Consider the following 24,821-nt stretch of genomic DNA (forward strand, 5'->3'; position numbering starts at 1 on the left):
AGTCCGCCTTCAATCGTGGGGAAAACATGCTGAGATTTATCCTGAGCCGTCTTGTGATGGCGCTGCCGACGATCGTGCTTGTCTCGATCACGGTTTTTGCGCTGATCCGCTTCATTCCCGGTGATCCCGCAGCCCTGATGCTGGGCGATATGGCGCAGCCGGAGCAGATTACCGCAATGCGCACCGAACTCGGTCTCGACAAGTCGATGCCGCAGCAATTCGTCATCTGGGCCGGTAACGTCCTGCAGGGTGATTTCGGGCGTTCCATCGTCAATGACGAGGAGGTCTTGCCGCTCGTCGTCTCGCGTTTCATGGTCAGCGCCGAAATCGTCGTGATTGCCGTGCTGCTGGCCAGCCTGATCGCCGTGCCTGCCGGTGTCATCGCCGCGTGGCGCCAGAACAGTGCGACGGACTTGGCGCTGGTGGGCACCGCAACGGTGCTCCTGTCTATCCCCACCTTCTGGCTCGGCCTGTTGCTGCTGCTGTTATTCGGCTTGAAGCTCGGTTGGCTACCCGTTCTCGGCTATGTCTCGATCGGGGACAATGTTGTCGGTGGTCTGCTTTATCTCGTGTTGCCGGTAATGACGCTGGTCATCCATGAGGCGGGCGTGCTGATCCGCATGGCGCGCGCCTCAACGTTGGAAGTGCTGCGGCTCGACTATATCACCCACGCGCGCGCCAAGGGCCTTTCGGAAAGCGCCGTTTTGTGGCGGCATGCCTTCAAGAACGCCTTTGGACCGACATGGACGATGATCGGCCTGATCCTCGGCAATCTGCTGGGCGGTATCGCGGTGATCGAAACGGTCTTCACCATACCGGGTCTCGGCCGCCTGATGGTCGACAGCATTTTTGCCCGCGACTACCCGGTGATCCAGGGCTGCCTGCTGTTCGTGGCCCTGTCCTACGTGCTGGTCAATCTCCTTGTCGACCTGCTCTATCCTCTCTTTGATCCGCGTGTGGTTGCCGAATGAAAAAGATCAGTCTCAATGGCCTCATCGGCGGCATTCTGATCGCCGTGCTTTTGGCCAGTGCCGCCCTCGGCCTCGTCTGGACACCGTTCGATCCGATGAAGCTGTCCTTCACCGCCCGTCTTGCCGCACCGAGCGCCCTGCATCTGCTCGGAACCGACGAATTCGGTCGGGATGTGCTGAGCCGCCTGATGGTCGGCGCGCAGGCCAGCGTCTGGATCGGCTTTCTGACCGTCAGTTTCGCCACTATCTTCGGCACACTCATCGGCCTTGTCAGCGGTTATGCACGCGGCTGGATCGATGGCGTCATCATGGCCATCAACAACGCGCTTCTGGCCTTTCCGGGCATTCTTCTGGCGCTTGGCCTGCTCGCCGTCTTCGGCGCCAACCAGTACGGCATCATTTTTGCGCTCGGCATCGCCTACACGCCGTCGATGGCCCGCGTGGTGCGCGGTGCCGTGCTCTCGCTGCGGGAGCGCGAGTTCATCGAAGCCTCGCGGGTCATGGGCAATGGCGAACTGTTCACGCTGTTCCGTCATGTCCTGCCCAACTGCCTCGCGCCGATCACGGTGCTGGCCACATCTATGTTCGGCTGGGCCATCCTGTCGGAAAGCGCGCTTTCCTTCCTCGGTCTCGGCGTGCCGCCGCCGGCGCCCACATGGGGCAACATGCTGGCCGCCGGCCGGCCGTTCATCCAGCAGGCCGTCTGGCTCGGCCTTTTCCCCGGCATCTGCATCGCGCTGACCCTGCTCGGCATCAACCTCCTCGGCGACGCCCTTCGCGACCGCCTCGACCCGCGCATGAGAGGCCTGAAATGACAGACAATACACTGCTGAGCGTTCGCGGTCTCTCGCTCGAAGTCGCCCACACAGGCCTCGAAGTGGTCAAAGGCATTTCCTTCGACATCGCGGCGGGCGAAATTTTCGGGATCGTCGGCGAAAGCGGCTCTGGCAAGACGCTGGCCACCCGCGCCCTGATTTCGCTTCTGCCGCCCGCCATCAAGGTCACCGGCGGAGCGGTCAGTTACAAGGGGCAGGATGTCCTCAAGATGAAGGACAGGGACTTGCGCCGCCTGCGCGGAGCCGAGGTCGGGGTGGTCTTTCAGGAGCCGATGACCTCGCTCAACCCATCGATGACGATCGGCCGGCAGTTGGAGGAAGGACTGATCCTCCACACGAAATTTTCGCCCGAGGAGCGTCGCGCCCGTATTCTCGACATGCTCAAACGTGTCGGCATCCGCGAGCCGGAAGGCGCGCTTGCCGCCTATCCGCACGAGTTTTCCGGCGGCATGCGCCAGCGTATCATGCTGGCTTCCGTCATGCTTTTGAAGCCGGCGCTGCTGATTGCCGACGAACCGACCACCGCGCTTGATGCCGTCATCCAGCGCGATGTCATGGAACTGATGGTGGAGCTGACGCGCGCCGAAGGCACAGCCGTGCTGCTGATCAGCCACGACCTGCCGATGGTGGCACGTTATACCAGCCGCATCGTCGTGATGGAAAAAGGCGCGATCGTCGAACAGGGGCGCACCGAAGATCTGCTGGATGCCCCGCAGCACCCTTATACGAAGAAGCTGCTCTCCTCGCTGCCCTTCCGCGGTGAAGCCCGTGCGCTCGACATGTCGAAACAGCCCATGGTCTCGGCCCAGAACATCGTCGTCGATTATGCGGGCCGCAAGTCGCTGCTGAAGAAGGCCAAGCCCAAGCGCGCTTTGCACGGCGTCAGCATCGATATCCATGAAGGCGAGGTCGTTGCGCTTGTCGGCGGGTCCGGCTCGGGCAAGACGACGCTTGGCCGCACCATCGCAGGACTGGTGAAGGAAAACGAAGGCCAGATCCGTTTCCAGGGCCGCGCGCGTGACGAGGACTGGCAGGATTACCGGATGAACTGCCAGATGGTGTTTCAGGATCCGTATTCCTCGCTCGATCCGCGCATGACCATCCTTGCGCTGGTCGAGGAAGCCCTGCGTCTCGTGCCGGATCTGGATGGCGCCGCCAAGCGCAAACGTGCCTTGGAAACGCTGGAGGAGGTCGGCCTTAACGCCGATTATGCCAGCCGTTATCCGCACGAACTGTCCGGCGGCCAGCGGCAGCGCGTGGCCATTGCCCGTGCGATCGCCCGCCGGCCGCGTTTCCTGATCGCCGACGAACCGGTATCGGCGCTCGATGTGACGGTACGCGCGCAAGTGCTCGATCTCTTTTCCGATCTGCAGAAGCGTTACGGCTTTTCCTGCCTGTTCATCAGTCACGACCTCGGCGTCGTCGAGCAGGTGGCCGATCGTGTCGTTGTCATGCAGGACGGTCGCATCATCGAAGAGGGGGATCGCGATGCGATCTTCGACAATCCGCAACAGGATTATACCCGCCGTCTCCTCTCGGCCATCCCGGCGCTCGACCAGAACGAGCGTGGTGGCGTGACGCTCAAATGGCGTCTGGAAAAGGACATTTAACAGGATGAACACGATGAGCATTTCCGAGCAACTGTACGCGATCTGCGATGCACAGCCCTTTGTCACCCGCTTTATGGTGCGCAATCTGCTGACCGGCGAGGAAATTCGCCGCGGCGCAGATGAGGAGACCCCCTCCGGCAGCACGCGCAAGACGTCGATCATGATGGCTGCACTCAAGGCGGCTCATGAAGGGCGGCTTAATCTGGACGAGCCGGTCACCTATGAGGAGCGGTTGTCCAAGGAAGTCGCCAGCGGCATGTTCCGCTACATGACGCCGGGCATCGTCATTTCGCTGCGCGACGCGATCACCGGCATGATGACGCTGAGCGACAATGTCTGCACGAAAATGGTGCTGGAGCGGCTGACACTGGAAGAGGTGGACGGCTACTGCAAGGCGCTTGGCATGGCCAACACCCATCACCGTTTTCTCATTCCGCCGCTTGCCCTGCCGGCCGATCATGCGCTGACGACGGTGACGACCACCTCTGCTGCCGATCAGGTGCTTCTGCTGCAGACCATTCTCGATGCGCAATCCTCCGCCGAGGCGCAGAACAAACTCGGATGCAGCGCGCAACTGTGTGCCTTTGCCATGGAAACGTTGAAGCATCAGATTCTGCGATACGGCATCCGCTCGCGCCTGCCATTCGAGGCTGTCGTTGCCAGCAAGAGCGGTCGCGGCAAGCGTGGGCGCATGGATGCGGGCATCGTCTACAACAAGGGCGCGCCGTTTTTCATCATCACCGCCTATACCGATGATGTGCCGCAGGTCATGGCCGATGGTACGCCGGGATATACGGTTTCGCTCGAAACGATCGGCCGGCTGGCGCAGGCCTGCTGGAACGGTTTCCAGTCATAAAAATCAACAATAGCAAAAGAGGGTAGAACAATGAAAAAGCTTCTTCTGGCAGGCACCGCTCTGCTTGTTATGACCAGTATTTCTGCTGCGCGCGACATCACCATCGCGCAGAGTTCCGACCTGCGCAGCGCCAATCCCGGAGTGAACCGCGACGGCAATACCGATGGCGTCATCCTGCACATCGTTGAAGGTCTGGTCGGCTACAACAACAGCGGTGAGGTGAAACCGCTTCTGGCCGCAAGTTTCGAAACCTCTGCCGATGGCCTGACCTATACGTTCAAGCTGCGCACGGATGTGAAATTCCACAACGGCAAGACTTTGACGGCTGATGACGTCGTCTGGAACTGGACGCGTTATCTCAAGCCTGAGACCAAATGGACCTGCCTCAACGATTTCGCCAAGGGCGGCGCTGCACCGGTATCGGAGGTGAAGGCTGTCGATGCGTCAACGGTTTCTATTACACTGGAAAAGCCCTCCGCCGTTTTCCTTGGCCTGATGTCGCGGCCTGAATGCGGTTATACCGGCATGATCTCGCCGGACTCGATTGCCGCCGATGGCAGCTTCGTCAAGCCGATCGGCACCGGCCCGTTCCAGTGGGACGAATGGAAGAAGGGCGAATATATCCACCTCGCAAAATTCGCTGATTACGTTTCTCCGCAAAACGATGGCAAGCCGGATGGCATGGTCGGTTCGAAACGGCCGCTGGCCGACGGCATCAAGTTCATGGTCATCCCGGATGCCTCGACCGTGAAGGCCGGTCTCGAATCCGGCGTGCTCGATACGGCCGAAATCTCGCCGGATCTGATCCCCGAATTCAAGTCGAACGACAAGACGCAGCTGATCGTGTCGCGCAACAACGGCAAGAACCTCTTCTACATCCAGACGCGCGACAAGTTGCTCAGCAATCCGGGCGTCCGTCGCGCCATGGCTATGGCGCTTGATCTCGATGAACTGGTCGCTGCCGCATCCAACGGCACCGGCGAGGCGAATGGCTCGATGGTTTCGCAGGACAGTGTCTATTTCAACGACACCCAGAAGACGCGCCTGCCTTACGATATCGAAGCGGCCAAGAAGGAACTGGCGGCTGCCGGTTATAAGGGCGAGCCGATCTCGATCATCGCCAACAAGCGCGGCAACGTGCCGAGCTTCCCGGCTGCCGTCATGGCGCAGGCGATGATGCAGCAGGCGGGCCTTAACGTGCAGATCGAAGTGCTGGATTATGCCACGCAGGTCGATCGCCGTCGCTTCGGCAATTATCAGGTGATCTCGCAGTCGGTCGCGCCGCGTCTCGATCCGGCCCTGATGTATGCTTTCTATGTCGGCAACAAGGACAAGAACGCCTCGCTGATGTGGGACGATCCGAAGGCCGTCGAGCTGATGAATGCCGCTTACGCGGAGGCCGATCAGGAAAAGCGCCAGAAGATCTTTGACGAGTTTCACGAACTGATGCTGAAGGAAATGCCGGGCATCTTCCTTTACGACATGGTCGATGTCTGGGGCGCGACGAAGAAGCTGAAAGGCCAGCCTGTCTGGCAGTCCAACGCCCGTCTTTGGGAAGTTTCGGTCGACAACTGATCGCTTTTACCGCGCCGGCGGTGAATGCCGGCGCGGCACACAAACCCAAATCGATATCTGATCCGGCCGTTTGACTGCCGGCAGGAAAAACGCGCCTTGAAACGGGCGCAAACAGACCGCGAGGACGCCCATGAACCGCGACGCCGTGACCTCGATCGCCGAGGCGATCGAGAAGATGAAACCGCAATTTACCAGCCTCAGCGACAGTATCTGGGATTTCGCCGAACTGAAATTCGACGAAAAACAATCCTCCGGTCTTCTGGCGGAAACTCTGGAGGCCAACGGTTTTGCTGTAACGCGTGGCGTTGCCGGCATGGAGACCGCCTTCATCGGCGAATTCGGCCAAGGCCAGCCGGTGATCGCCATTCTCGGCGAGTTCGATGCGCTGGCCGGCATGAGCCAGGCAGCCGGCATTGCCGAACATCGGCCGCTTGCCTCCGGTGGCACCGGCCATGGCTGCGGCCATAATCTTCTGGGCGTCGGCTCGCTGATGGCGGCCATCGCCCTTGCCCGCCACCTGAAGGATAACAGCATTGCCGGCACCGTGCGTTATTACGGCTGCCCCGGCGAAGAGGGCGGCTCCGGCAAGACATTCATGGTGCGCGCTGGCCTGTTCGATGATGTCGATACGGCACTGACCTGGCATCCCGCCCCGTTCAACGGCGTACGCTCCACCAACAATCTTGCGGTTCTCGAATATTTCTACCGCTTCAAGGGTGTTGCCGCCCATGCGTCGAACGCGGCCCATCTCGGGCGCTCGGCACTCGACGCGGTGGAACTGATGAATGTTGGCGTCAATTTTCTGCGCGAGCACATGCCGCAGGATTGCCGCGTCCATTACGCGATTACCGATACCGGTGGACGCGCCGCCAATGTCGTGCAGGCCCAGGCGGAAGTGGTCTATCTGATCCGGGCGCCTGAAATGCCGCAGGCACTGGATCTCGTCAAACGCGTCGACAAGGTGGCACGCGGCGCCGCGATGATGACCGAAACGGACGTGGAGATCGTCTTCGACACCGCTTCCACCAATCTTTTGCCCAACATCACGCTCGAAACCGCGATGCATGAAAACATGGTAGCGCTGGGACCAATCGCTTTCGATGAGGCTGATCTCGATTTTGCCAAATCGATCCAGGACACGTTTACCGAAGAAGCGATCAAAAGCAGCATCCGGCTTTACCAGATCAAGGGCGACGTCTTTTCCAATGCCAGGGTCGATGGCGCGACGCCGCTGCATCTGGGCCTGCGCGAGTTCGAGGGCCATTCGCATTTTCGTGCCGGCTCGACGGATGTCGGCGATGTCAGCTGGGTGACGCCGACGGCGCAATGCTGGACGCCGACCTGGGCGATCGGCACCAACCCGCATACGTGGCAGGTGGTGGCACAGGGCAAAAGCGCCGGCGCTCACAAGGCCATGGCGCATGCCGCCAAGGCGATTGCCACGACAGGCCTTTCGCTGATGACTTCCCCGGAGCTTCTGGCGGCAGCCAAGGCGGAATGGGCGGAAAAGACGGATGGACAGGCCTATATATGTCCAATTCCAGCGGAAATTTCGCCGGCGGTTCATTCCCCGAAGGTCAAATGAGATGCCCTAACGGCGCTCGGAGACGACGGTGAGCAGCGGTGTGTAGCTCGTCAGCGTGATGGGCAGCCCCTGTTCGAGCGTGCGGTCTATGCGGCTGATATCGTTGACGTCGATGATCGCCGTCACGCGTCGGTTGGCAAGTGTCGGATCCAGCACCATGAGGCGTCCCGAACGCCAGCGATTGAGTTCCGCGATAACCTCGCCGAGCGGGCGGGACAGAAAAACGAGCTGGCGGCTGCGCCAGCCGAGGCGCCCTTCCGTCTCTTCCCTGACGACCTTGCCGAGCCTGCCGTTTTCGTAGTCGACGGCATCGCCTTCATGCAGTTCCAGCCGCTGGCCGGCGGCCTCGACGCGGACATCGTGCTCGGTGACGGCGACGCTCAGCCGTTCTGGCGCGATGGAAACGGAATAGGCTGTGCCAAGCGCGGTTGCCTCCAGCGAGCCGGCTTCCACGACGAAAGGCCGCCCGGCGTCCGGTGTCACCGTAAAATAGGCTTCGCCGGCATGCAGGATGACATGGCGTTCGGATGGGCGGAAATCCAGCGATATGGCACTTCCGGCCGACAGTTCCGCGGTTGAGCCGTCGGGCAGTGATACGGTGCGAATTTCACCCTTTCCGGTCGAAAAATCGGGCCGCCTGCCACCCGAGGTCCAGGCCGTGCCGATACCGGCCAGCAACAGAACCCCGCCGGCCGTTTTTATGAATGTACGGCGATTGCCTCCGGCGTTGGCCCGCCGTGGTTCCGCTGCCGCCTGTCCCCACAGGCTTTCTATCCGGGCATAGGCCATGGCGTGGCGCTCGTCCGCTTGCAGCCACTGGCGAAAACGGGCGTAATCCGATTGCGGGGTGGCCGGATCGAGCAGATGTGCAAACCAGGTCGCGGCCTCGTGCGCCACGCTGTCGCTGACACCGTCCGGCATTTCCGTCTGCGTGCTGTTGCCCATTGCGCCTCCGTGCGTCACCCGCCGCAGCCATCCATGCCTGTAATACGATCAGCGATGCCAAAAACCTTGGTCGCTATCCGATCTTTGTCATTCCTGATCCGGATGGCAGGAAGAATCCAGCTTTTCGAGGGCGGTCACCATATGGCTGAACACGGTTTTAGGTGAAATCCCAAGCGCCTTGCCGATTTCGACATAGGTCAGGCCATCGATACGAGCCATGGTGAAAACCTGACGCGCGCGTGGGGGGAGAGCTTCGATGGCTGCAGACAGCGCCTGCACTTTCTGTCGCGCTATTGCCGTATCTTCAGGCGTCGGCACCGTATCGGCGACAAACTCCAGATGCTCGATCCCGTGCACGAATGGTGCGATCCGTTCTCGGCGCTGGAAGTCGATGGCGAGGTTGCGGCCGGTGCGCAGGACGTAATTCTGCAGATGCCCCGGATCGATGGATACCGCGCGCCGTTCCCATAGCCGCAGGAACGTATCCTGTGCCAGATCTTCCGCGGTCGCGTGCGAATGCACCAGCCGCGAAATGGTGGAGAGCAGGCGCTTGCGCAGACTTAGAAAAGTGCCAAGCAGGTCCGGTGTAAGGGCCGATTGCATGATCGAGCGACTATCAGGCCGATTTGACCAAGGCAATCTCGCAAAATCAAAATATTACTGCTTTTGTCATGTTTTGATTTCCGTGCTGCGATCTCGTCACACCAGAAAGTCAGCGGACAGCCTTCAGCCCTTCACCAGCTTTTCGAGGAAGTCGCATGCGCGATCCGCACCGCCGATCGAAATCGTGTGTCCAAGTCCGGGCTCGATCACTGTTTCTATGTCGAGACCCGCGGCAGTCAGTTCCGTCTGCGCTTTCTCTGTTTCCCATGAGGGGATGACACCGTCCGACGTGCCGTGCACGAGCAGGATTTTTGTTTCCTTTGCCGGTGTCAGTGGCTTCTCGGTTGCGAGCCTGCCGGAAAAGCCGATCACGGCTGCAACGGGCCAACGGCCACTCGCCACGGCATCGAGTGACATGATCGTTCCTTGCGAAAAACCGACCAGCACGACCCGATCAAGGCGGTCGCCAAAGCCATGTTCCTGAACGATGCCGGAAATCACCGCATCGAAAGAGGGGCGCGCTGATGTGATGCGGGCAGGGCGGTTTTCTTCGGTCACACCGGCAACGCTGAACCATTGATAACCGGAGCCGAAATTCGATGGTTCGGGCGCATTCGGGGCAACAAAGGTGACGCCGGGCAGTCTCGGCGCCCAGCTTTTGCCGAGTGGTGCGAGGTCGGCACCGTTGGAGCCGACACCATGCAGCAGGATGACGAGGAAGGAGCTGTTTGAAACCGTCATGATAAAACCTTGTGTGCAGTCGAGGCGGACTACCCGCACCTTGCCTGACCAGTGGTTTACGATGAAAGGCAAGGCGCGCGATAGAGAGCGGTCAGTGACCACTCCGTTCAACGATAACGCATCATGAGGTGATCTGATCCGCGCTCAGCGACGGCGCAGGTGCGTGATTGTGGCCGATGTCGTCTGCGGAGCGGGTGGAGCGGCGGTCTGGTCGGCGCCCGTCAGCCCGGAATATTCGGCAATCGGTTCGGCCTTGCCGATCAGATAACCCTGGATGTGCTGGCATTGTGCCTCTTCCAGAAAGGCGCGCTGTTCTTCCGTTTCCACGCCTTCGGCAACGATCGGGATGTTCAGCCCGCGGCCGAGCCCGATGACCGCGCGAACGATCTCATCGGCACTCGAATCTGCGTTGAGCTTTGCGGTGAAGGACTTGTCGATCTTGATGGTATCGAAGGGAAATGCCTGAAGGTAGGAGAGCGACGAATAACCGGTGCCGAAATCATCCATGGCGATCTGTGCGCCGAGGCTTTTGAGGCCCCGCAGGATCTGTAAGGCGCGGGCGAAATCCTGCACCAGCACCCCTTCCGTCACCTCCAGTTCCAGTCGCTCGGGCGCAAGGCCCGTCTGCAGCAGAACCGTGTGAACATCGCTGACAAGATCCTCCTGACGGAACTGGATCGGCGAAATGTTGATGGCGATCTTCAGCCTGTTCGGCCAGCTTGCGGCTTCCCGGCAGGCTTCGCGCAGCACCCAGCGGCCAATTTCCACGATCAGCCCGCTCTCTTCGGCCAACGGCACGAAATGGTCTGGCGTGATGAGACCCCGGGTCGGGTGATGCCAACGCAAAAGAGCCTCGAAGCCAAAAATTTCGCCTGAAACCGAAGCCTGCGGCTGATAATGAAGTGCCAGTTCGCGGCGGCCTATGGCGTGGCGCAGGTCCTGCTGCAAGACGCGGCGGTCATGCATGCGCCGGTCCATGCCGGAATTGAAGGCGCAGAAGCGTCCACGCCCTTCCGCCTTGGCGCGGTAGAGTGCTGCATCGGCATTGGCAAGCAGGGTCACGGCGTCGTCACCATCCTGCGGAAACATGGCGATGCCGATGCTCAACCCCACGCGAATCGAACGGCCATCAACCTCTATTTCTTCTTCCATCGCCTGCGCCAGATTTTCTGCCAGCCGTGTCACCGCTTCCGGCTGGCCTTCGCCGGCGCTGATGACCGTAAACTCGTCACCGCCCAGCCGTGCTGCCATGTCCTGCTGCCCAAGGACGCGTTTCAACCGCAGTGCCAGTTCGGTCAGGACAATATCGCCGGCATTGTGACCGAACAGATCGTTGATATCCTTGAAACGGTCGACGTCGAAGCTCAACACGCCGAAGCTCCGCCGGGTTACCCGGCTTTCCTCGATCAGGTTTGCCAGCCGCGCGGAAAAATGCGTTCGGTTCGGAAGATCGGTGAGCGGATCGTGATGCGCGAGATAGGAAACGCGCTGTTCCGCCTGTACGCGGGCGGTAATATCCTGCTGCGTGGTCAGTATGTAGCGACCATCGAGCAGCGTGTCATGCACGGCGATGATCTTGTCGCCAACCTCGATCTGCGCCTGCACGCTACGTCCCGCGGCCAGTTCTCGCTGGACGTTTTCGAAGAAGGTTTTGGGGTCCTGCTTCCAGTCGGACATACGGTCTGTTTCGACCAGATCCGTAAATGTCTCAAGCCCGGTGACCCAGCGATTATCGATGTCATGAAGCAGCCGAAAACAACGGTTGGCGTAAACCGGCTTGCCTTCGAACTCGAAGATCGCAACGGCAACCGGCAAATTCTCCATTGCCATTTCGAGAGCCGCCAGCGTCGCCACGCTGGAGGGATGTTCATTCGCCTTGTCGCCCGTGCCATGCTCCCGGAACGAAACCACATCCTAGGTTGCACAATTTAAACATTAGGCAATAGGCATATAATAATTTAGGCCAAACGAACAGCTCAAGATGGCTGCTCAGCGTCGGCGGCACGGAAGTAGGATCAGGCTGCGCGCCGGTGCCAGTTCAGCGCTGCCGTCAGCACGGCTTCAAGGCGGTCAGCCGCCTGGTGGCCGCGTTCGCCCAGATGCGCAGCAATGGCGCGCATTGGCTTCATGGCCTCGGCAATATCCCTGACAGTCAGATCGGCATGTGGTGAGGGACCGTTGCGGCGCTGTCTGTCGGCCAGCTGAAACGCTTCTTCGGCGAGAACGGTGAAAAGCCGGTCGCCGGCCGTTGCCCGGTTGCCTTCCTTGTCGACCGAGCGCCAGAGCTGCCGCTGTGCCACCAGCCGATAGCTTGTCAGGCGCTCGAACAGCATCAGGTCGCTGATGCTGTAGACGCGGACTGGCATTGGCTCCGCGGTCACCTGCGAAACCGGCTCCGGTTCTTCAGGCAAAGCTGTGTCGGCAACGTCGATTGCTACCGGTTCCGTGCGCTTCGGTGTCACCGCTGCGAGCGGCTCACCAACGGTTGCGTCGGCCAATACGCTGCCTGTTCGCACCGCCTCGACAATCATGGCCTCGGGAAAGACCGCATCATTCGAGCCTGCGCTCGGATTATCGAATGCCGGGGTGATGGAGGAGAGCGAGATTTCCGGAGCTTGCGAGATCAACTCGGCCAGAAGGTCATCGAGCGATCCGGATGAGGGGAGCGCATCGGCGTCATCGAAATGATCGTCAGCACGATCGCTTCGGAAATGTGCGTCATCATGCATTCCGTCCAGCATTGAAATATCCTTCGTGAATTCAAATCGCCAGTCGTAAAATCAATGATGCCTTTGATAAGTGCGCAACCATGCGCAAAGCTGACTACTAATCCTTTTTTGATTTGCCGAAAAGCTGAAGGTCGTCAGGGGATGGTTTTCAGATAGGCGATGACGTCGTCGATTTCCGACTGACTCCAAAAGCCCCAAAAACGCATGCTGGTGCCCGGCACCTTTCCCTTCGGGCTTGATAGAAATTCCGACAGGTTTTTTTCGTCCCAGAAAAGCCCGCCGGCACCGGCGTCGCGCATCGCCTGAGAATAGCGGAACCCTGCGACGCTGCCGGCTGTGCGGCCAAAAACGCCCTTCAGAGAGGGGCCGAGCTTGTTGGTATAGGCGTCCGGCACATGGCAGGGCAGACAAACGCGATAGACCTGTCGACCGTGTTCTGCGTCCTGTGCCGACGCTGGCTGGGAAAATGCCAGCGCCGCCGGGAACAGGAACGCGGAAAAGAGTGGTCTGGCGGTTTTTTCATATGCGGCGATCATGCAATCCGACCTACCGCGTGGAGAGCGGTACGTCGAGATGCCGCGCCATCTGATCAGCTGATCACAGGCCGGTCAGCGCGACTTGGGCGCTGCCGTCACCTTGCCGATCTCGATTTCACCACCGACTTCGGCCAGTTTTGTCTTCTTGTCGTAGACACAAATGACGCTGATATCGGCGATTTTCTTTGTTTTCGGCACGCCGCTGGGGCGGCCTGTGACGATGGCCATTCCGTATTTCTCGCTGCCATAGGGATCGACAACGGCGCGGCCTTTTTCAATCTGGCTGGCGGCGGTTTTGATGCAGGCCTTTTCGACCGAGGCCGCAAACTCGGCCCAGGCTCCGTCAGAAGAGGCATGGACGGGCGAGGTGAAGGCCAGCGTGGCGGCCAGAACAGACAAAGCCGAAAAGGCAATTTTCATCGAATCACATCCTCCATTCGGGTTGCCGTCATTGCCATGACTGTGCGGCAATCACGTGGCGGCGTGCAGGATTTTGGCGGTGATTGCGGCCGCACCGACAAAGCCGGGAACGATGTTCCACGAACGGGCGTTACGAAAGAACGATACACCGCCGGAGCATTGATTTTTGCCAGAATTTTGGTCTCGCAACCGTTGCCACGGTGCCGCCAGACACCTATGTTCCCGCTCACCTTCACCCAGCTTGTTTTTGCCCAAGGAGTAAGATCATGGCTTTTGAACTTCCAGAACTCCCTTATGATTACGAGGCTCTCGTGCCCTTCATGTCGAAGGAAACACTCGAGTATCACCACGACAAGCACCACAAGGCCTATGTCGATAACGGCAACAAGCTGGCCGCTGAAGCCGGTCTTGCCGACCTTTCGCTGGAAGAAGTCGTCAAGAAGTCGTTCGGCACCAATGCCGGCCTCTTCAACAACGCGGCCCAGCACTACAACCACGTCCATTTCTGGAAGTGGATGAAGAAGGATGGCGGCGGCAACAAGCTGCCCGGCAAGCTGGAAAGCGCGATCGCTTCCGACCTCGGCGGTTACGACAAGTTCAAGGCTGATTTCATCGCTGCCGGCACCACGCAGTTCGGCTCCGGCTGGGCCTGGTTGTCCGTCAAGGATGGCAAGCTTGAAATCTCCAAAACCCCGAACGGCGAAAACCCGCTGGTTCACGGCGCAGCGCCGATCCTCGGCGTCGACGTGTGGGAACATTCCTACTACATCGACTACCGCAACGCCCGTCCGAAGTACCTCGAAGCTTTTGTCGACAGCCTGATCAACTGGGACTACGTCCTGGAGCGTTACGAAGCTGCCACTAAGTAAGTTTTCGGATTTCTGAGTTTCATGGACACCCGGTGCCGCAAGGTGCCGGGTGTTTTTTATTGGTCGGGATGTTCGCTTGCCGGCCGCAAATCGCCGCCGTCACACGCCTGTCATGCGTTCGTCATATCTCCCGCGCATGTCCCGTGAAAATCCTCTCATCCGCTTCGGTGTTCTGGCCGATCCCCAATATGCACCGCTTCCGCCACGTCCCACGCTGAACCGCCACTATCAGGCGAGCAAGGCCAAGATCGCGCAGGCGCTTGATGTTCTGGATGGCGAGGATCTGGCCTTCATCGTGACACTCGGTGATCTGATCGATCGCGGCTGGGAGAATTTTGACGAGGTCCTGCCGCTTTTTGACAATTCACGACACGACTGCATTTTCCTGCCCGGCAATCACGATTTTCTTGTCGAGCCGGAACATCTGCCGAAGGTTCACGAGAAGCTGCGCATGCCAGCGCCGTATCACCACTTTGCACGCGATGGCTTTCGTTTCGTTATCCTCGATAGCTGCGAGGAAAGTCTGTTTGCCACCGCGCATGATCCCGATCGGCGGGCGCAGGCAGGTGATCGTCTGGCGCGGCTTGAGGCAGATGGCGCGATCAATGCCAAGGACTGGAATGCCGGTATCAGTCGCACCCAGTTCGAATGGCTGCGCAATGTTCTCGATCATGCCGCCTGGGATGGCGAGAAGGTCGTGATCATGGGGCATTATCCGCTTTACCCGGATGGTGACCACAATCTCTGGGACAGTGCCGAAGTGGCGGCGCTGATTGCGTCCTACAGCAATGTCGTGGCCTATCTGAACGGCCATCAACATACCGGCAATCTCGGTCAACTCGGGAAAAGCTGGTTCGTCAATTTCAAGGGCATGGTCGACACGCCTGACGAAAACGCGTTTGCGGTGATGGAAATTTTTGCCGACCGCATCGAAATCATCGGCCACGGCCGCGAAGAAAGCCGCATCCTGCCGCTCTAACAGGCGAGCGCATTCGCTATCGCTTCATGACGCCAGATTTTGGCCTGCAATGACCGATTCCATCTGCCTGAATGAGCGGATCTGTCATCGCTTGTGTATGTAATCTGCCCTCCGACCGTTCTTTAATGTAATTGACAGATGTCAGCGACCTTTTGACACCGTTGTCGAGAGACTAGATATAATGCTATTTTGATTTCGTAAGTAATAAATGGCATCAATATTGATTTTTGTGAATTTTATCAAAGATCAATTCATTCGCGGTGCCTGAGCAAGAGATTTATTGATGACGTTATCACTCTGTCCGAGAGGCATGATATGGCCAGCACGCTAGACACGGGGACCATCGAAAGAACGGCGACCGCCCGCGCTCCAAAGGTCCGCAACTTCAATCCGACTTCGAAATTTTTTCATTGGCTGATGGCGGCGATCATCATCGTCGCGTGGGTCATCGGCTATTACGGCGGCGCCATGCTGCATTACGGCGTCAACGACATCGAGACCGCACAGAAAGTCTGGGCGATTACGCTGCACAAGAATATTGCCACCACGACGCTGTTCCTCATCGCGTTGCGCATCGTCTGGCGGCTGTTCCACAGCCCGCCGCCACTTGGCGAAATGCCGTCGATCATGAAGCTCGCCACGCATATGGGCCATTGGTCCTTGTATTTCCTGATGGTGGCAGTGCCGCTTTCCGGCTGGTGGAATTCGTCGTCGGCAGGTTATCCGATCCCGGTCGCCGGCCTGTTCACCATTCCGGGCCTCGGCGGCAAAAATCCGGAGCTGACGCCTTACCTCGTCACGGCGCACTGGTTCCTGTCCTGGGCGCTGCTGATCGTCGTCGCCGGTCACTTTGCCTTCGCGCTGAAGCACCATTTCATCGACAAGGACGATACGATCGAATCGATGATGCCGAACAATCACGCGAAGGATTGATGGCACGACCGCTGACGTGGCGCCTGCGACGGATCACTGGCTTTGCCAGCCATCGGTCCAGAGTTTTCGCAAGCGGTCACCTTCGCCGATAAAGAAAGCATCGACCGGGCGACACTCCGCCACCCGGTCGGTGCGAAAATTGCGGATCGCGGCGCGCAACTCGCACCAGGCAACGATATTGGCGGTTTGCGAATAATAGATCAGCGCAATCGGCTGGATCGTCCGGTCGCTTTGCTGTCCGTGCTCGTCGCGATAGCAAAGATGCAGCTTCTGTTCGGTGCGAATGGCCTGCCGCAGCAGGGCCAGATCCACTCCTTCCGGCGCAGGGGCGGAGCTGCCCCAGGCATGAAGCGCATTGGTGGTGAATGTGCCGGCAAGTGGTTGCGGCACGACTGCCGAAATCTTGCGGTTCACCTGCCGTGCCGCTTGTCTCAATCCCTGGTCGCCGGTGCGCTCCAGCAGCGCAAGCGCCACCACGATCGCCTCGGTTTCCTCGATCGACAGCATCAAAGGCGGCAAAGTGAAGCCGGGTCGCAGGATGTAGCCGATACCGCGTCCGCCCTCGATCGGCACCCGCATGCCCTGCAATGCGGCGATGTCCCGGTAGATCGAGCGCACCGTCACTTCCAGCTGTTCGGCAATCGTTGCCGCCGTCACCGGTCCCTTGGCAAGCCGAAGGATCTGGATGATCTCGAACAGGCGCGACGCCTTGCGCATTTTTCTGCCTCTCCCCGTCGCTCCTGACAGAACGCTGTCAGGAGCGAAATCGTATAGAGCCGAAAATCGCACGGTGAGACAAGGCTTTTGAAAGCCTCTGCTGCACAGGTACAAGGGTGGCTACTGACATGACCTATACGGAAAACCTCTGGCTCTTTTTCACGCTTCTGTTTGGCATTATCGTCGTGCCGGGCATGGATATGATCTTCGTTCTTGCCAATTCGCTGACCTGCGGTAGGGCATCGGGCTTGGCGGCCACGGCCGGCATCATGCTGGGTGGCCTCGTTCACTCGCTTTATGGCGCGCTCGGTGTCGGGCTTCTGGCCAATCTGCTGCCTGTGCTATTCAAGCCGCTGCTGATCGTCGGCGCGCTCTACATGGCCTGGATCGGCTTCACTCTGATCCGCAGCGCCATCACCGTCGACCATGTCGGTCCTGCCGATACGCGTTCGCAATGGGAGGCTTTCAGGCGTGGTGCCGTCACCTGCCTGATGAACCCAAAGGCCTATCTTTTCATGCTGGCCATCTATCCGCAGTTTCTTCGTCCCGATTTCGGGCCGTTGGCACCACAGGCCGCGGTGATGGCGGCGATGACGGCGGCAACGCAGCTTGCCGTTTACGGTGGGCTTGCCATTGTTGCGGGCCGGGCGCAGTCGGCGCTGGTCGGCAATCCGGCCGTCACCATCTGGGTCGGGCGTATTTCCGGTCTTCTGCTGGTCGTCGTGTCTGCCCTCACGCTGTGGGAGGCTGTCGAAATCGGCTGACCGGCTAACTTGAGTGGGTTGGGCGTATTCAGATGGTGAACGCAGTGTCGTCGAAGACGGCATGTATCTGCGCAGACCTGACGGAAACGTGACTTCTTTCCGTCGCTTGAGCTTGTCATTCTCCCGGCGCAGATCTTTCGGCTGCGTGTGATGCGGGCCGATAAAACCGGGAGATTTCAAATGCGTATCAAAATTCTGGCCGCTTCGGCCGTGGCGCTCTGTCTTGGCTTCGGTTCGGCTTTTGCTGCCGAGCCGCAGGTTGACCGTCAGGCCGGTATGAAGGCCATCGGCGGCTCCATGGGCGCGCTTGCCGCCATCGCCAAGGAGCAGAAGCCGTTCGATGCTGAAGCAGTGAAGGCTGCGCTGACCACTATCAGCACATCCGCCAAGGCTTTCCCGGACCAGTTCCCGGTCGGCAGTGAAACCGGTCACGACACCGAGGCTTCGCCAAAGATCTGGGAAAATCCATCGGATTTTCGCGCAAAGGCATTGAAGCTCGCGGCTGACGCGGATGCCGTTCTGGCTTCTGCGCCCACCAATGTTGCCGGCGTCATGAACGCCATGCAGACGCTGGGTGCCGAATGCGGCCAGTGCCACCAGACCTACCGTTTGAAGCGTTGATGTAAAACGGCGGCCGGTCTTTCGTCCGGCTGCCGTGACGCCTTGTGGCAGGAGAGTGGAATGGCATCGACCTTCACGAAGATCGTGGCGGCAGTCGTGGTCGCAGGCGCGGCTGGTCTTGGCGCGGCTTACGCCCTGACAGCGCCCGATCCGCAACCGGAAAGCCATTGGGCCAATCTCGGCAATCCGGATCTCGCCAATGGTGAACAACTGTTCTGGGCAGGTGGTTGCGCCGGCTGCCATGCGGCACCGGGTGCCGAAGGCGATGCGCTGAAAATCATGTCCGGTGGACGCGCTTTGCCGAGTGATTTCGGCACGTTTCATATCCCCAATATTTCATCCGACCCACAGGCGGGGATAGGAAGCTGGAGCCTGGCTCAGTTCGGCAACGCGATAACGCGTGGCGTCGGACCAAAGGGCGAACATCTTTATCCATCCTTCCCGTACGGTTCCTATGCGCGTCTCGCCCCGAAGGACGTCAACGACCTGTTCGGATATCTGAAATCACTGCCAGCGAGTTCCAATGTCGCGCCGGCTCATGATCTGCCGTTCCCCTTCAACATCCGGCTTGCCGTCGGCGGCTGGAAGTTTCTCTATTTCGACGATACCCCGCGTGTTGCTCTTGCCAATCCGTCCGAGCAGGTGAAGCGTGGCCAATATCTGGTCGAAGGGCCGGGTCATTGCGGAGAATGTCACACACCACGCAATGCTCTGGGCGGTTTCGAGGCCGGTGCCTGGCTGGCTGGCGGTCCCAACCCGGAAGGCGAGGGCCGCATACCCGACATCACCTCTGGCTCGGAGGCGATCGGTGCCTGGAGCGAAGACGAGATCGTCAACTATCTCGAGACCGGTTTTACGCCTGATTTCGACAGTGTCGGCGGCTCGATGGTCGAGGTGCAGAAAAATATCGCGCATCTGCCGAAAAGCGACCTTGAGGCGATCGCCGCTTATCTGAAGGCTGTGCCGGGCCGCTGAACGGTGCCAGCAAATGACCATGTATTGCGCGGCGGTTGCAGCGCAGCCGTGTCTTGACACTCGCAAAAGCCGGGCGCACAAGTTGCACCCGCAATGGTTCCCCTCGTTTTTGTCTTTGAAGGCTGGGGGATGAAAAGGGAACGCGATAGGGAGTTTTCCTCATTCGCGGCTGCCCCCGCAACTGTGAGCGGCGAGTCCGGACGATCAAGGCCACTGGGAAACCGGGAAGGCCCGCCCTGCGACGACGACCTGCGAGCCAGGAGACCTGCCATTGCGACTATGTGCAACGCATGTGCAACGAGGGGTTTCACCATGCAGAATAACACCGCTACGACCGCGGCCAAGGCATCCGGTTCCGCCAAGGCTTCCAATCTTGTCCAGTCCGCCATGGCAGCCTGCCTTGGGGTTTTCGTGATCGGCTTCGTGGGTTTTTCCCATCTGGAAGTCGTCCATAATGCTGCGCATGACGTCCGTCATGCCAATGCTTTCCCCTGCCACTAAGGGGAGCAATCTTACATGTTCAGAGCTATTGTCTTCTCCGCCGTCCCGGTGGGGATCATAACCGGTATTGCCATCACGCTGATGCAGATGGTCGGGACCGAACCGCTGATCCTCAAGGCCGAAACCTATGAAAATGCCGCTCCCGCCGTGGCGGAAGCTGCTGCCCCTGCCGAGCATGCCCACGCGCCCGGCGTGGCCGCGCATGATCATGCCGCCACGACAGATGAAGCCGCAGGCCATGACCACGGCGATGGCTGGGCGCCTGCCGACGGTTTCGAGCGCACAGCCTATACGCTCGGTGCCAATGTGCTGACCGCCATCGGTTATTCGCTCGTCCTGACGGCTTTGCTGTCGATGACCAATCTCCAGCATAATTGGCGCACCGGCCTGTTTTTCGGCGTTGCCGGTTTTGCCTCGGTGATGCTGGCGCCGATGGTGGGCCTGCCACCGGAACTGCCGGGCAGCCCCGCTGCCGAACTCGCCGCCCGCCAGACATGGTGGATTGCAACGGCTCTGGCCACCGCCGCAGGCATCGGACTTCTGCTTCTGCGCCGCGAACCTTGGGCAGCAGTGCTGGCCATCGTGCTGATCGCGGCCCCGCATGTCATCGGCGCGCCGCTGCCGCCGGCCGGGGAAGAGCCGTTGGCACCGCTGGAACTGGAGCGCCGTTTCATCATTGTCGCCACCGTCACCAGTTTTGTCTTCTGGGCTCTCTTGGGCGCACTCAGCGGCATATTCCTGAAACGCCTCAGCCCGTCGGCCTGAGGTTGTCATGGATGAGGTGGCGATCTGGCGTGATGATGTCGATGCGCTCAGCTTCGCCGTCCTTGCCGATGATCGTGACCGTCGTCACGACCATGGCGCGGCCTGCTTCGTGCATCGCCGCGCCTTTCGCATTCTGATCGGCGCCGATCCTGTCGGTGCCGATTGTCTTGCCTATCATGCAGAGCACGCCCACGCCTTTCAGGCGGCCGCATGGGAAAAGATCGATCGCCAGTCGATCCCGCCGGGCCGCAGCCTCAATCTCAACAGCCGCGATATTCGCCGTGCGCTCGGCAAGCTTGAGGTGGGTGCGGGGGAGGGGAAAGGCGCACAGTGTCAGGTTTTGAGCAAAGAGTGATGCTTGCAAAAAATGCTAGCGTTGGCCATATTGCGGAATGAACGCCAAACAGCGGAAAACTTTAGAGGCGATTTTCAGAGATCCGGTTTCCCCTGCGATCGAGTGGGCGAATATCGAAGCGCTGCTGATTTCTATTGGTTGCCGCTTGCTCGAAGGCAGCGGTTCACGCGTTCGTTTTGAAAAGGACGGTGCGGTTGCGTCTTTTCATCGCCCGCATCCCGACAAGGAGGCCAAGCGGTATCAGGTCCGTGACGCCAGAGTGTTTCTGAAAGAACTGGGTATAATGCCATGAACGCCATGCACTACAACGGTTATGCCGCTCGTATCGAGTTCGATGCCGACGACGAGCTGTTCACTGGCCATATCGCAGGCATAAATGATGTCATAGGCTTTCATGCAGATAATGTTGGTGATCTCAAAGCCGCATTCCACGAAGCTGTCGATGACTATCTTGCAACATGTGTAAAGCTCGGGCGAGAGCCGCAAAAGCCCTATTCCGGCCGCGTCATGTTTCGCATCGATCCCGAGGTGCATGCCAATGTCGCCCGGGCGGCCAAACTTTCCGGAAAGAGCCTGAACGAATGGGCCGGCGAAGTTCTCGCCAAGGCCGCGTCACGCTGATGGTGCCATCCGGCGATCCCAGCCAAGGTAGGGATCGCCGGTTGCGCAATCTTTAAGCCAGCGCCTGCGTATAGCGCATGCCGGTGACCGGCCGCGGCTTGAAATCCATGTGTTCATAGAATCGATGCGCGGCAAAATTGCCGGTGGCAGCGCCGACCGAGAGGTAATCGCAGCCGGCATTGCGAGCGAGATCGCGTGCGCGCGTGACCAGATGGTGGCCGATGCCATGGCCGCGGTGGCCATCACGCACGAACAGGTGGTGCAGGTCCATGCCGCGCTGGCCTTCCTGGGCGCGGTAGAGCGGCACAAGAATGGCGTAGCCGATCAGGCCTTCGCCGCCATCTGCCACCAGTGCGGTGATCCATGGCACGGGCCCAAACAGATCGCGCTCGAGAATTTCAGGGGTGATCGCGGCGGCATCGTTGTGGTGCGTGGCCAGAGCCGTGATCATTTCGCCAAGTTGCGGCAGGTCGGCGCGGCGGGCGGCACGAATGGCAACGACCGGCGGGCGGGCAATGACTGCCTCGGCAAGATTGATATGGCCCGCTGATTTCAGCGGGTCCAGTGCGATGGCGGAAGTGGTGGGCATTGTGTTCGTCCTTGGCTTTTCTTTTAAGAGGTTTGCCATCAGGACGCTGTTTTCATCAAAAAGCCGCCTGACGGCGGCTTTTTTGACAATATGATCTGTCTGGCCGCCCTTTAAAGGTACGACCAAAAATACGAGCGGGCGGTGGATAGGTTCGTGATCATGACAGGATAAATGCGCCTGATTCTACGGCTTGTCAACGGGGGGGTTGCAGGCATTTTCGGCGCTGAAAAATGCGTTCGAATTTCCTTGTTGCGGTTTCGTTTTTCTTTAAAATGGCGGAAAACGAAAATCGGGGCAGGTCATGCAGCTATCAGGTCGGCAAGAGGAAATTCTGGCGATTGCGAAAGCGCAAGGGAAGGTTCTGGTCGAGGATCTGGCCAACCTTTTCCAGGTGACGCCCCAGACGATCCGCAAGGACCTCAATGATCTCTGCGACGGCAAGGCCCTGAACCGCATCCATGGCGGCGCCGTTTTCCCGAGCGGCAATGAGAATGTTAAATATGATGCGCGCCGCCTGATGGCTGCCGCCCAGAAGCAGGCGATCGGCAAGGCAGCCGGCGATGTCATCCCCGACAATTCCTCGCTGTTCATCAATATCGGCACGACGACGGAAGCGGTTGGCGAAGCGCTGGTGGATCATCGAGAGTTGATGGTGATCACCAACAATATCAATGTTGCCAATCGCTTGAGGGTTTATCCGTCGATCGAGGTGATCATTGCCGGCGGCGTGGTGCGCGGGTCCGATGGTGGCATTGTCGGCGAGGCCGCCGTCGATTTCATCCGCCAGTTCAAGGTGGATTATGCGGTCATCGGTGTATCCGCCATCGATGCTGACGGCGCGCTTCTCGATTTCGACTTTCGGGAGGTGAAAGTGGCGCAGGCGATCATGGCCAATGCGCGTCATGTCATCCTGGTTTCCGATGCCAGCAAATTCGAGCGAACCGCACCGGTTCGCATGGGGCATATCTCGCAGGTCCATACTTTTATAACGGATTCCTGTCCGTCCCCTGAGATAAGGCGGATCTGCAATGAGAATGATGTTCGACTTGTCGAGACCGGCTGAAATCACCGTATTTTGGCTTTCCTCAATCTTCATTTGACATTCGTTTTTCTTTCATTTTAGACTGTCATTGGTTTCGCAACTGCGTGATTTTGTGCGATGCGAAAATGATGACGCAAGATCGGTAAGGCAATGTCAGGCAATACGGTTTTCGATCTCTTCGTGATTGGCGGCGGCATCAATGGCTGCGGCATTGCGCGTGATGCTGCCGGCCGTGGTTATTCCGTGGCACTTGCGGAAATGAACGATTTTGCCTCCGGCACGTCTTCCGGCGCCACCAAGCTCATCCATGGCGGGCTGCGTTATCTCGAACATTACGAATTCCGTCTGGTGCGCGAAGCGCTGATGGAGCGTGAGGTTCTGTGGGCCATGGCGCCGCATGTCATCTGGCCGCTGCGTTTCGTGCTGCCTTACCAGAAGGGCGGCGTGCGCCCGGCCTGGCTGATCCGGCTTGGCCTGTTCCTTTATGATCACCTCGGCGGCCGCAAGCTGCTGCCGGCGACGAAAACGCTGAACCTGAAGAGTGATCCGGCCGGCCGGCCGTTGAAGCCGGTGTTCGGCAAGGCTTTCGAATATTCCGACGGCTGGGTGGATGACGCGCGCATGGTCGTGCTGAATGCCCGCGATGCCGCCGAGCGCGGCGCAAAGATCATGAGCCGCGCGAAAGTGGTGTCCGCGCGTCGCGAGGCCGGGTTGTGGCAGATCGAGGTTCGCGACGAAGTCTCCGGCGCCACCACGAACCATCAGGCGCGCATGCTGGTCAATGCCGGTGGCCCCTGGGTCGATCAGGTCCTGTCAGGCGCAATCGGCCGCAACAATGTCCATAATGTCCGGCTCGTGCAGGGCAGCCATATCATCGTGAAGAAGAAGTTCGATGATACGCGCGCCTATTTCTTCCAGAACCCGGACAATCGCATCTTCTTCGCCATTCCTTACGAGACCGATTTCACGCTGATCGGCACCACGGATCGTGACTATTCGGAGGACCCGAAGAACGTTAAGATCAGTGCGGAAGAGATCCAGTATCTGTGCAATGCGGCAAGCGAATATTTTGCCGAACCCGTGAAGGCGGATGATATCGTCTGGACCTATTCGGCCGTGCGCCCGCTTTACGACGATGGCGCTTCCAAGGCGCAGGAAGCAACGCGTGATTACGTGCTGAAAGTCGATGCCGATGGCGCGCCGCTGCTCAATGTGTTTGGCGGCAAGCTGACGACCTACCGCCGGCTTTCGGAACATGCGCTGGAAAAGATCGGCGAAGCGATCGGCAGCAAGGGCGCACCGTGGACGGCAAAAAGCCGGTTGCCGGGCGGTGATTTCGCCGTGACGGGTGCCGCCGGTGAGGAGCGGAAACTGCTGTCGGCCTATCCGTTCTTGTCCAAGCGCCACGCGGCACGGCTGGTGAAATGTTACGGTACTGATGCAAAGGCAATCCTTGCCGATGCCAAGACAGTGGAAGCACTTGGCCAGCATTTCGGCGGCACGCTTTATGAGGCGGAAGTCCGCTTTTTGATCGAAAAGGAATGGGCGCTGAAGGCAGAGGATGTGCTCTGGCGCCGCACCAAGCAGGGATTGTTCCTGACGGCGGAGGAGGCCGGGGAACTGGAGGAATACATGGCGGGAGTTCGCCGGGCCGCTTGAGGCCATCGAAATCACCGCATGTAT

At 59.5% G+C, this 24,821-nt stretch carries 29 protein-coding genes and 1 riboswitch; of the genes, 19 read left to right on the plus strand and 10 right to left on the minus strand.

Annotation, left to right across the window (positions count from 1 at the left end; genetic code table 11):
* Positions 1-26: 26 nt before the first annotated feature.
* The 6 genes from EDF70_RS23185 (at position 27) to EDF70_RS23210 (ending at position 7,433) form a co-directional block, all read left to right on the plus strand.
* Positions 27-971 carry an ABC transporter permease gene (locus EDF70_RS23185; protein WP_132278386.1) on the plus strand — a complete coding sequence of 315 codons (945 nt, stop codon included), beginning with the start codon at positions 27-29 and terminating at the stop codon, positions 969-971.
* The gene (locus EDF70_RS23190; RefSeq protein ID WP_132278388.1) at positions 968-1,786 is read left to right on the plus strand and encodes an ABC transporter permease; all 819 of its coding nucleotides are present in this window, start codon (positions 968-970) and stop codon (positions 1,784-1,786) included. The genes EDF70_RS23185 and EDF70_RS23190 overlap by 4 nt, the downstream gene beginning before the upstream one ends.
* Positions 1,783-3,417, plus strand: coding sequence for an ABC transporter ATP-binding protein (locus EDF70_RS23195; RefSeq protein WP_132278390.1), 1,635 nt, complete (start codon positions 1,783-1,785; stop codon positions 3,415-3,417). The genes EDF70_RS23190 and EDF70_RS23195 overlap by 4 nt, the downstream gene beginning before the upstream one ends.
* Positions 3,418-3,430: 13 nt before the next feature.
* A complete protein-coding gene (locus EDF70_RS23200; RefSeq protein WP_132278392.1) occupies positions 3,431-4,273 on the plus strand; it encodes a serine hydrolase in 843 nt (280 codons plus the stop codon).
* Positions 4,274-4,303: 30 nt separating this feature from the next.
* Complete coding sequence (locus EDF70_RS23205; protein ID WP_132278394.1) at positions 4,304-5,848, plus strand: ABC transporter substrate-binding protein; 1,545 nt, start codon at positions 4,304-4,306, stop codon at positions 5,846-5,848.
* Between the two features lie 130 nt (positions 5,849-5,978).
* Complete coding sequence (locus EDF70_RS23210; RefSeq protein ID WP_132278396.1) at positions 5,979-7,433, plus strand: M20 family metallopeptidase; 1,455 nt, start codon at positions 5,979-5,981, stop codon at positions 7,431-7,433.
* Between the two features lie 6 nt (positions 7,434-7,439).
* Here EDF70_RS23210 and EDF70_RS23215 read toward each other — a convergent pair whose 3' ends face one another.
* The 8 genes from EDF70_RS23215 to EDF70_RS23250 all read right to left on the minus strand — a co-directional run bounded on the left by EDF70_RS23215 (position 7,440) and on the right by EDF70_RS23250 (position 13,662).
* On the minus strand, positions 7,440-8,378 hold the full coding sequence (locus EDF70_RS23215; protein WP_132278398.1) for a FecR family protein: 939 nt from the start codon (positions 8,376-8,378) through the stop codon (positions 7,440-7,442).
* 87 nt (positions 8,379-8,465) lie between these two features.
* The gene (locus EDF70_RS23220) at positions 8,466-8,981 is read right to left on the minus strand and encodes an RNA polymerase sigma factor (RefSeq protein ID WP_132278400.1); all 516 of its coding nucleotides are present in this window, start codon (positions 8,979-8,981) and stop codon (positions 8,466-8,468) included.
* A gap of 123 nt (positions 8,982-9,104) precedes the next feature.
* Positions 9,105-9,722 (minus strand): prolyl oligopeptidase family serine peptidase, encoded by a 618-nt coding sequence (locus EDF70_RS23225; RefSeq protein WP_132278402.1) that lies wholly within the window; start codon positions 9,720-9,722, stop codon positions 9,105-9,107.
* Between the two features lie 144 nt (positions 9,723-9,866).
* Positions 9,867-11,633, minus strand: coding sequence for an EAL domain-containing protein (locus EDF70_RS23230; RefSeq protein WP_207908303.1), 1,767 nt, complete (start codon positions 11,631-11,633; stop codon positions 9,867-9,869).
* Between the two features lie 104 nt (positions 11,634-11,737).
* Positions 11,738-12,463 carry a hypothetical protein gene (locus tag EDF70_RS23235; RefSeq protein WP_132278404.1) on the minus strand — a complete coding sequence of 242 codons (726 nt, stop codon included), beginning with the start codon at positions 12,461-12,463 and terminating at the stop codon, positions 11,738-11,740.
* Positions 12,464-12,585: 122 nt separating this feature from the next.
* Positions 12,586-12,987: a cytochrome c family protein gene (locus tag EDF70_RS23240; RefSeq protein WP_132278406.1), complete on the minus strand. Its 402-nt coding sequence runs from the start codon at positions 12,985-12,987 to the stop codon at positions 12,586-12,588.
* 72 nt (positions 12,988-13,059) lie between these two features.
* Positions 13,060-13,407: a hypothetical protein gene (locus tag EDF70_RS23245; RefSeq protein WP_132278408.1), complete on the minus strand. Its 348-nt coding sequence runs from the start codon at positions 13,405-13,407 to the stop codon at positions 13,060-13,062.
* Between the two features lie 51 nt (positions 13,408-13,458).
* A complete protein-coding gene (locus EDF70_RS23250) occupies positions 13,459-13,662 on the minus strand; it encodes a hypothetical protein (RefSeq protein ID WP_132278409.1) in 204 nt (67 codons plus the stop codon).
* 11 nt (positions 13,663-13,673) lie between these two features.
* Here EDF70_RS23250 and EDF70_RS23255 point away from each other — a divergent pair, with 11 nt between their 5' ends.
* From EDF70_RS23255 to EDF70_RS23265, 3 genes are all read left to right on the plus strand, one after another.
* Positions 13,674-14,276 carry a superoxide dismutase gene (locus EDF70_RS23255; protein ID WP_132278411.1) on the plus strand — a complete coding sequence of 201 codons (603 nt, stop codon included), beginning with the start codon at positions 13,674-13,676 and terminating at the stop codon, positions 14,274-14,276.
* Positions 14,277-14,388: 112 nt separating this feature from the next.
* On the plus strand, positions 14,389-15,255 hold the full coding sequence (locus EDF70_RS23260; RefSeq protein WP_245519306.1) for a metallophosphoesterase: 867 nt from the start codon (positions 14,389-14,391) through the stop codon (positions 15,253-15,255).
* 315 nt (positions 15,256-15,570) lie between these two features.
* Positions 15,571-16,188, plus strand: coding sequence for a cytochrome b (locus EDF70_RS23265; RefSeq protein ID WP_132278413.1), 618 nt, complete (start codon positions 15,571-15,573; stop codon positions 16,186-16,188).
* 33 nt (positions 16,189-16,221) lie between these two features.
* Here EDF70_RS23265 and EDF70_RS23270 read toward each other — a convergent pair whose 3' ends face one another.
* The gene (locus EDF70_RS23270; protein WP_132278415.1) at positions 16,222-16,905 is read right to left on the minus strand and encodes a YafY family protein; all 684 of its coding nucleotides are present in this window, start codon (positions 16,903-16,905) and stop codon (positions 16,222-16,224) included.
* A gap of 128 nt (positions 16,906-17,033) precedes the next feature.
* On the opposite strand from EDF70_RS23270, the gene EDF70_RS23275 reads away from it, so the two are divergent.
* The 8 genes from EDF70_RS23275 (at position 17,034) to EDF70_RS23310 (ending at position 21,507) form a co-directional block, all read left to right on the plus strand.
* Positions 17,034-17,669, plus strand: coding sequence for a LysE family translocator (locus tag EDF70_RS23275; protein WP_132278417.1), 636 nt, complete (start codon positions 17,034-17,036; stop codon positions 17,667-17,669).
* 180 nt (positions 17,670-17,849) lie between these two features.
* Positions 17,850-18,290 carry a cytochrome c gene (locus tag EDF70_RS23280; protein WP_132278419.1) on the plus strand — a complete coding sequence of 147 codons (441 nt, stop codon included), beginning with the start codon at positions 17,850-17,852 and terminating at the stop codon, positions 18,288-18,290.
* 60 nt (positions 18,291-18,350) lie between these two features.
* On the plus strand, positions 18,351-19,265 hold the full coding sequence (locus EDF70_RS23285; RefSeq protein WP_132278421.1) for a cytochrome c: 915 nt from the start codon (positions 18,351-18,353) through the stop codon (positions 19,263-19,265).
* Positions 19,266-19,342: 77 nt separating this feature from the next.
* A riboswitch (cobalamin riboswitch) is annotated at positions 19,343-19,553 on the plus strand.
* A 24-nt stretch (positions 19,554-19,577) separates the two neighbouring features.
* On the plus strand, positions 19,578-19,766 hold the full coding sequence (locus EDF70_RS23290) for a CbtB-domain containing protein (RefSeq protein ID WP_132278423.1): 189 nt from the start codon (positions 19,578-19,580) through the stop codon (positions 19,764-19,766).
* Between the two features lie 15 nt (positions 19,767-19,781).
* Complete coding sequence (locus EDF70_RS23295) at positions 19,782-20,531, plus strand: CbtA family protein (protein WP_132278425.1); 750 nt, start codon at positions 19,782-19,784, stop codon at positions 20,529-20,531.
* A 7-nt stretch (positions 20,532-20,538) separates the two neighbouring features.
* Entirely contained in the window at positions 20,539-20,886 is a 348-nt protein-coding gene (locus tag EDF70_RS23300; RefSeq protein ID WP_132278427.1) for a hypothetical protein, read from the plus strand.
* 37 nt (positions 20,887-20,923) lie between these two features.
* Positions 20,924-21,178 carry a type II toxin-antitoxin system HicA family toxin gene (locus EDF70_RS23305; RefSeq protein WP_132278429.1) on the plus strand — a complete coding sequence of 85 codons (255 nt, stop codon included), beginning with the start codon at positions 20,924-20,926 and terminating at the stop codon, positions 21,176-21,178.
* Positions 21,175-21,507 carry a type II toxin-antitoxin system HicB family antitoxin gene (locus tag EDF70_RS23310; protein ID WP_132278431.1) on the plus strand — a complete coding sequence of 111 codons (333 nt, stop codon included), beginning with the start codon at positions 21,175-21,177 and terminating at the stop codon, positions 21,505-21,507. The genes EDF70_RS23305 and EDF70_RS23310 overlap by 4 nt, the downstream gene beginning before the upstream one ends.
* 52 nt (positions 21,508-21,559) lie before the next feature.
* On the opposite strand, the gene EDF70_RS23315 is transcribed toward EDF70_RS23310, so the two are convergent.
* The gene (locus EDF70_RS23315; protein ID WP_132278433.1) at positions 21,560-22,096 is read right to left on the minus strand and encodes a GNAT family N-acetyltransferase; all 537 of its coding nucleotides are present in this window, start codon (positions 22,094-22,096) and stop codon (positions 21,560-21,562) included.
* Between the two features lie 301 nt (positions 22,097-22,397).
* Here EDF70_RS23315 and EDF70_RS23320 point away from each other — a divergent pair, with 301 nt between their 5' ends.
* Together EDF70_RS23320 and glpD are read left to right on the plus strand one after the other, a co-directional pair.
* Entirely contained in the window at positions 22,398-23,159 is a 762-nt protein-coding gene (locus tag EDF70_RS23320; protein ID WP_132278435.1) for a DeoR/GlpR family DNA-binding transcription regulator, read from the plus strand.
* Between the two features lie 129 nt (positions 23,160-23,288).
* Positions 23,289-24,797: a glycerol-3-phosphate dehydrogenase gene (gene glpD, locus EDF70_RS23325; protein ID WP_132278437.1), complete on the plus strand. Its 1,509-nt coding sequence runs from the start codon at positions 23,289-23,291 to the stop codon at positions 24,795-24,797.
* The last annotated feature ends 24 nt before the right edge of the window (positions 24,798-24,821 follow it).

The sequence above is a fragment of the Neorhizobium sp. JUb45 genome (assembly GCF_004343585.1).
GTDB lineage: Bacteria > Pseudomonadota > Alphaproteobacteria > Rhizobiales > Rhizobiaceae > Neorhizobium.

Coding starts and splice junctions, on each gene's coding strand:
- EDF70_RS23200 (WP_132278392.1), top strand. CDS start 3,431: ATGAGCATTTCCGAGCAACTGTACGCGATCTGCGATGCACAGCCCTTT.
- EDF70_RS23305 (WP_132278429.1), top strand. CDS start 20,924: ATGAACGCCAAACAGCGGAAAACTTTAGAGGCGATTTTCAGAGATCCG.
- glpD (WP_132278437.1), top strand. CDS start 23,289: ATGTCAGGCAATACGGTTTTCGATCTCTTCGTGATTGGCGGCGGCATC.
- EDF70_RS23205 (WP_132278394.1), top strand. CDS start 4,304: ATGAAAAAGCTTCTTCTGGCAGGCACCGCTCTGCTTGTTATGACCAGT.
- EDF70_RS23245 (WP_132278408.1), bottom strand. CDS start 13,407: ATGAAAATTGCCTTTTCGGCTTTGTCTGTTCTGGCCGCCACGCTGGCC.
- EDF70_RS23285 (WP_132278421.1), top strand. CDS start 18,351: ATGGCATCGACCTTCACGAAGATCGTGGCGGCAGTCGTGGTCGCAGGC.
- EDF70_RS23295 (WP_132278425.1), top strand. CDS start 19,782: ATGTTCAGAGCTATTGTCTTCTCCGCCGTCCCGGTGGGGATCATAACC.
- EDF70_RS23255 (WP_132278411.1), top strand. CDS start 13,674: ATGGCTTTTGAACTTCCAGAACTCCCTTATGATTACGAGGCTCTCGTG.
- EDF70_RS23270 (WP_132278415.1), bottom strand. CDS start 16,905: ATGCGCAAGGCGTCGCGCCTGTTCGAGATCATCCAGATCCTTCGGCTT.
- EDF70_RS23265 (WP_132278413.1), top strand. CDS start 15,571: ATGGCCAGCACGCTAGACACGGGGACCATCGAAAGAACGGCGACCGCC.
- EDF70_RS23225 (WP_132278402.1), bottom strand. CDS start 9,722: ATGACGGTTTCAAACAGCTCCTTCCTCGTCATCCTGCTGCATGGTGTC.
- EDF70_RS23240 (WP_132278406.1), bottom strand. CDS start 12,987: ATGATCGCCGCATATGAAAAAACCGCCAGACCACTCTTTTCCGCGTTC.
- EDF70_RS23190 (WP_132278388.1), top strand. CDS start 968: ATGAAAAAGATCAGTCTCAATGGCCTCATCGGCGGCATTCTGATCGCC.
- EDF70_RS23195 (WP_132278390.1), top strand. CDS start 1,783: ATGACAGACAATACACTGCTGAGCGTTCGCGGTCTCTCGCTCGAAGTC.
- EDF70_RS23290 (WP_132278423.1), top strand. CDS start 19,578: ATGCAGAATAACACCGCTACGACCGCGGCCAAGGCATCCGGTTCCGCC.
- EDF70_RS23215 (WP_132278398.1), bottom strand. CDS start 8,378: ATGGGCAACAGCACGCAGACGGAAATGCCGGACGGTGTCAGCGACAGC.
- EDF70_RS23315 (WP_132278433.1), bottom strand. CDS start 22,096: ATGCCCACCACTTCCGCCATCGCACTGGACCCGCTGAAATCAGCGGGC.
- EDF70_RS23280 (WP_132278419.1), top strand. CDS start 17,850: ATGCGTATCAAAATTCTGGCCGCTTCGGCCGTGGCGCTCTGTCTTGGC.
- EDF70_RS23220 (WP_132278400.1), bottom strand. CDS start 8,981: ATGCAATCGGCCCTTACACCGGACCTGCTTGGCACTTTTCTAAGTCTG.
- EDF70_RS23210 (WP_132278396.1), top strand. CDS start 5,979: ATGAACCGCGACGCCGTGACCTCGATCGCCGAGGCGATCGAGAAGATG.
- EDF70_RS23185 (WP_132278386.1), top strand. CDS start 27: ATGCTGAGATTTATCCTGAGCCGTCTTGTGATGGCGCTGCCGACGATC.
- EDF70_RS23235 (WP_132278404.1), bottom strand. CDS start 12,463: ATGCTGGACGGAATGCATGATGACGCACATTTCCGAAGCGATCGTGCT.
- EDF70_RS23260 (WP_245519306.1), top strand. CDS start 14,389: ATGCGTTCGTCATATCTCCCGCGCATGTCCCGTGAAAATCCTCTCATC.
- EDF70_RS23320 (WP_132278435.1), top strand. CDS start 22,398: ATGCAGCTATCAGGTCGGCAAGAGGAAATTCTGGCGATTGCGAAAGCG.
- EDF70_RS23310 (WP_132278431.1), top strand. CDS start 21,175: ATGAACGCCATGCACTACAACGGTTATGCCGCTCGTATCGAGTTCGAT.
- EDF70_RS23275 (WP_132278417.1), top strand. CDS start 17,034: ATGACCTATACGGAAAACCTCTGGCTCTTTTTCACGCTTCTGTTTGGC.
- EDF70_RS23300 (WP_132278427.1), top strand. CDS start 20,539: ATGGATGAGGTGGCGATCTGGCGTGATGATGTCGATGCGCTCAGCTTC.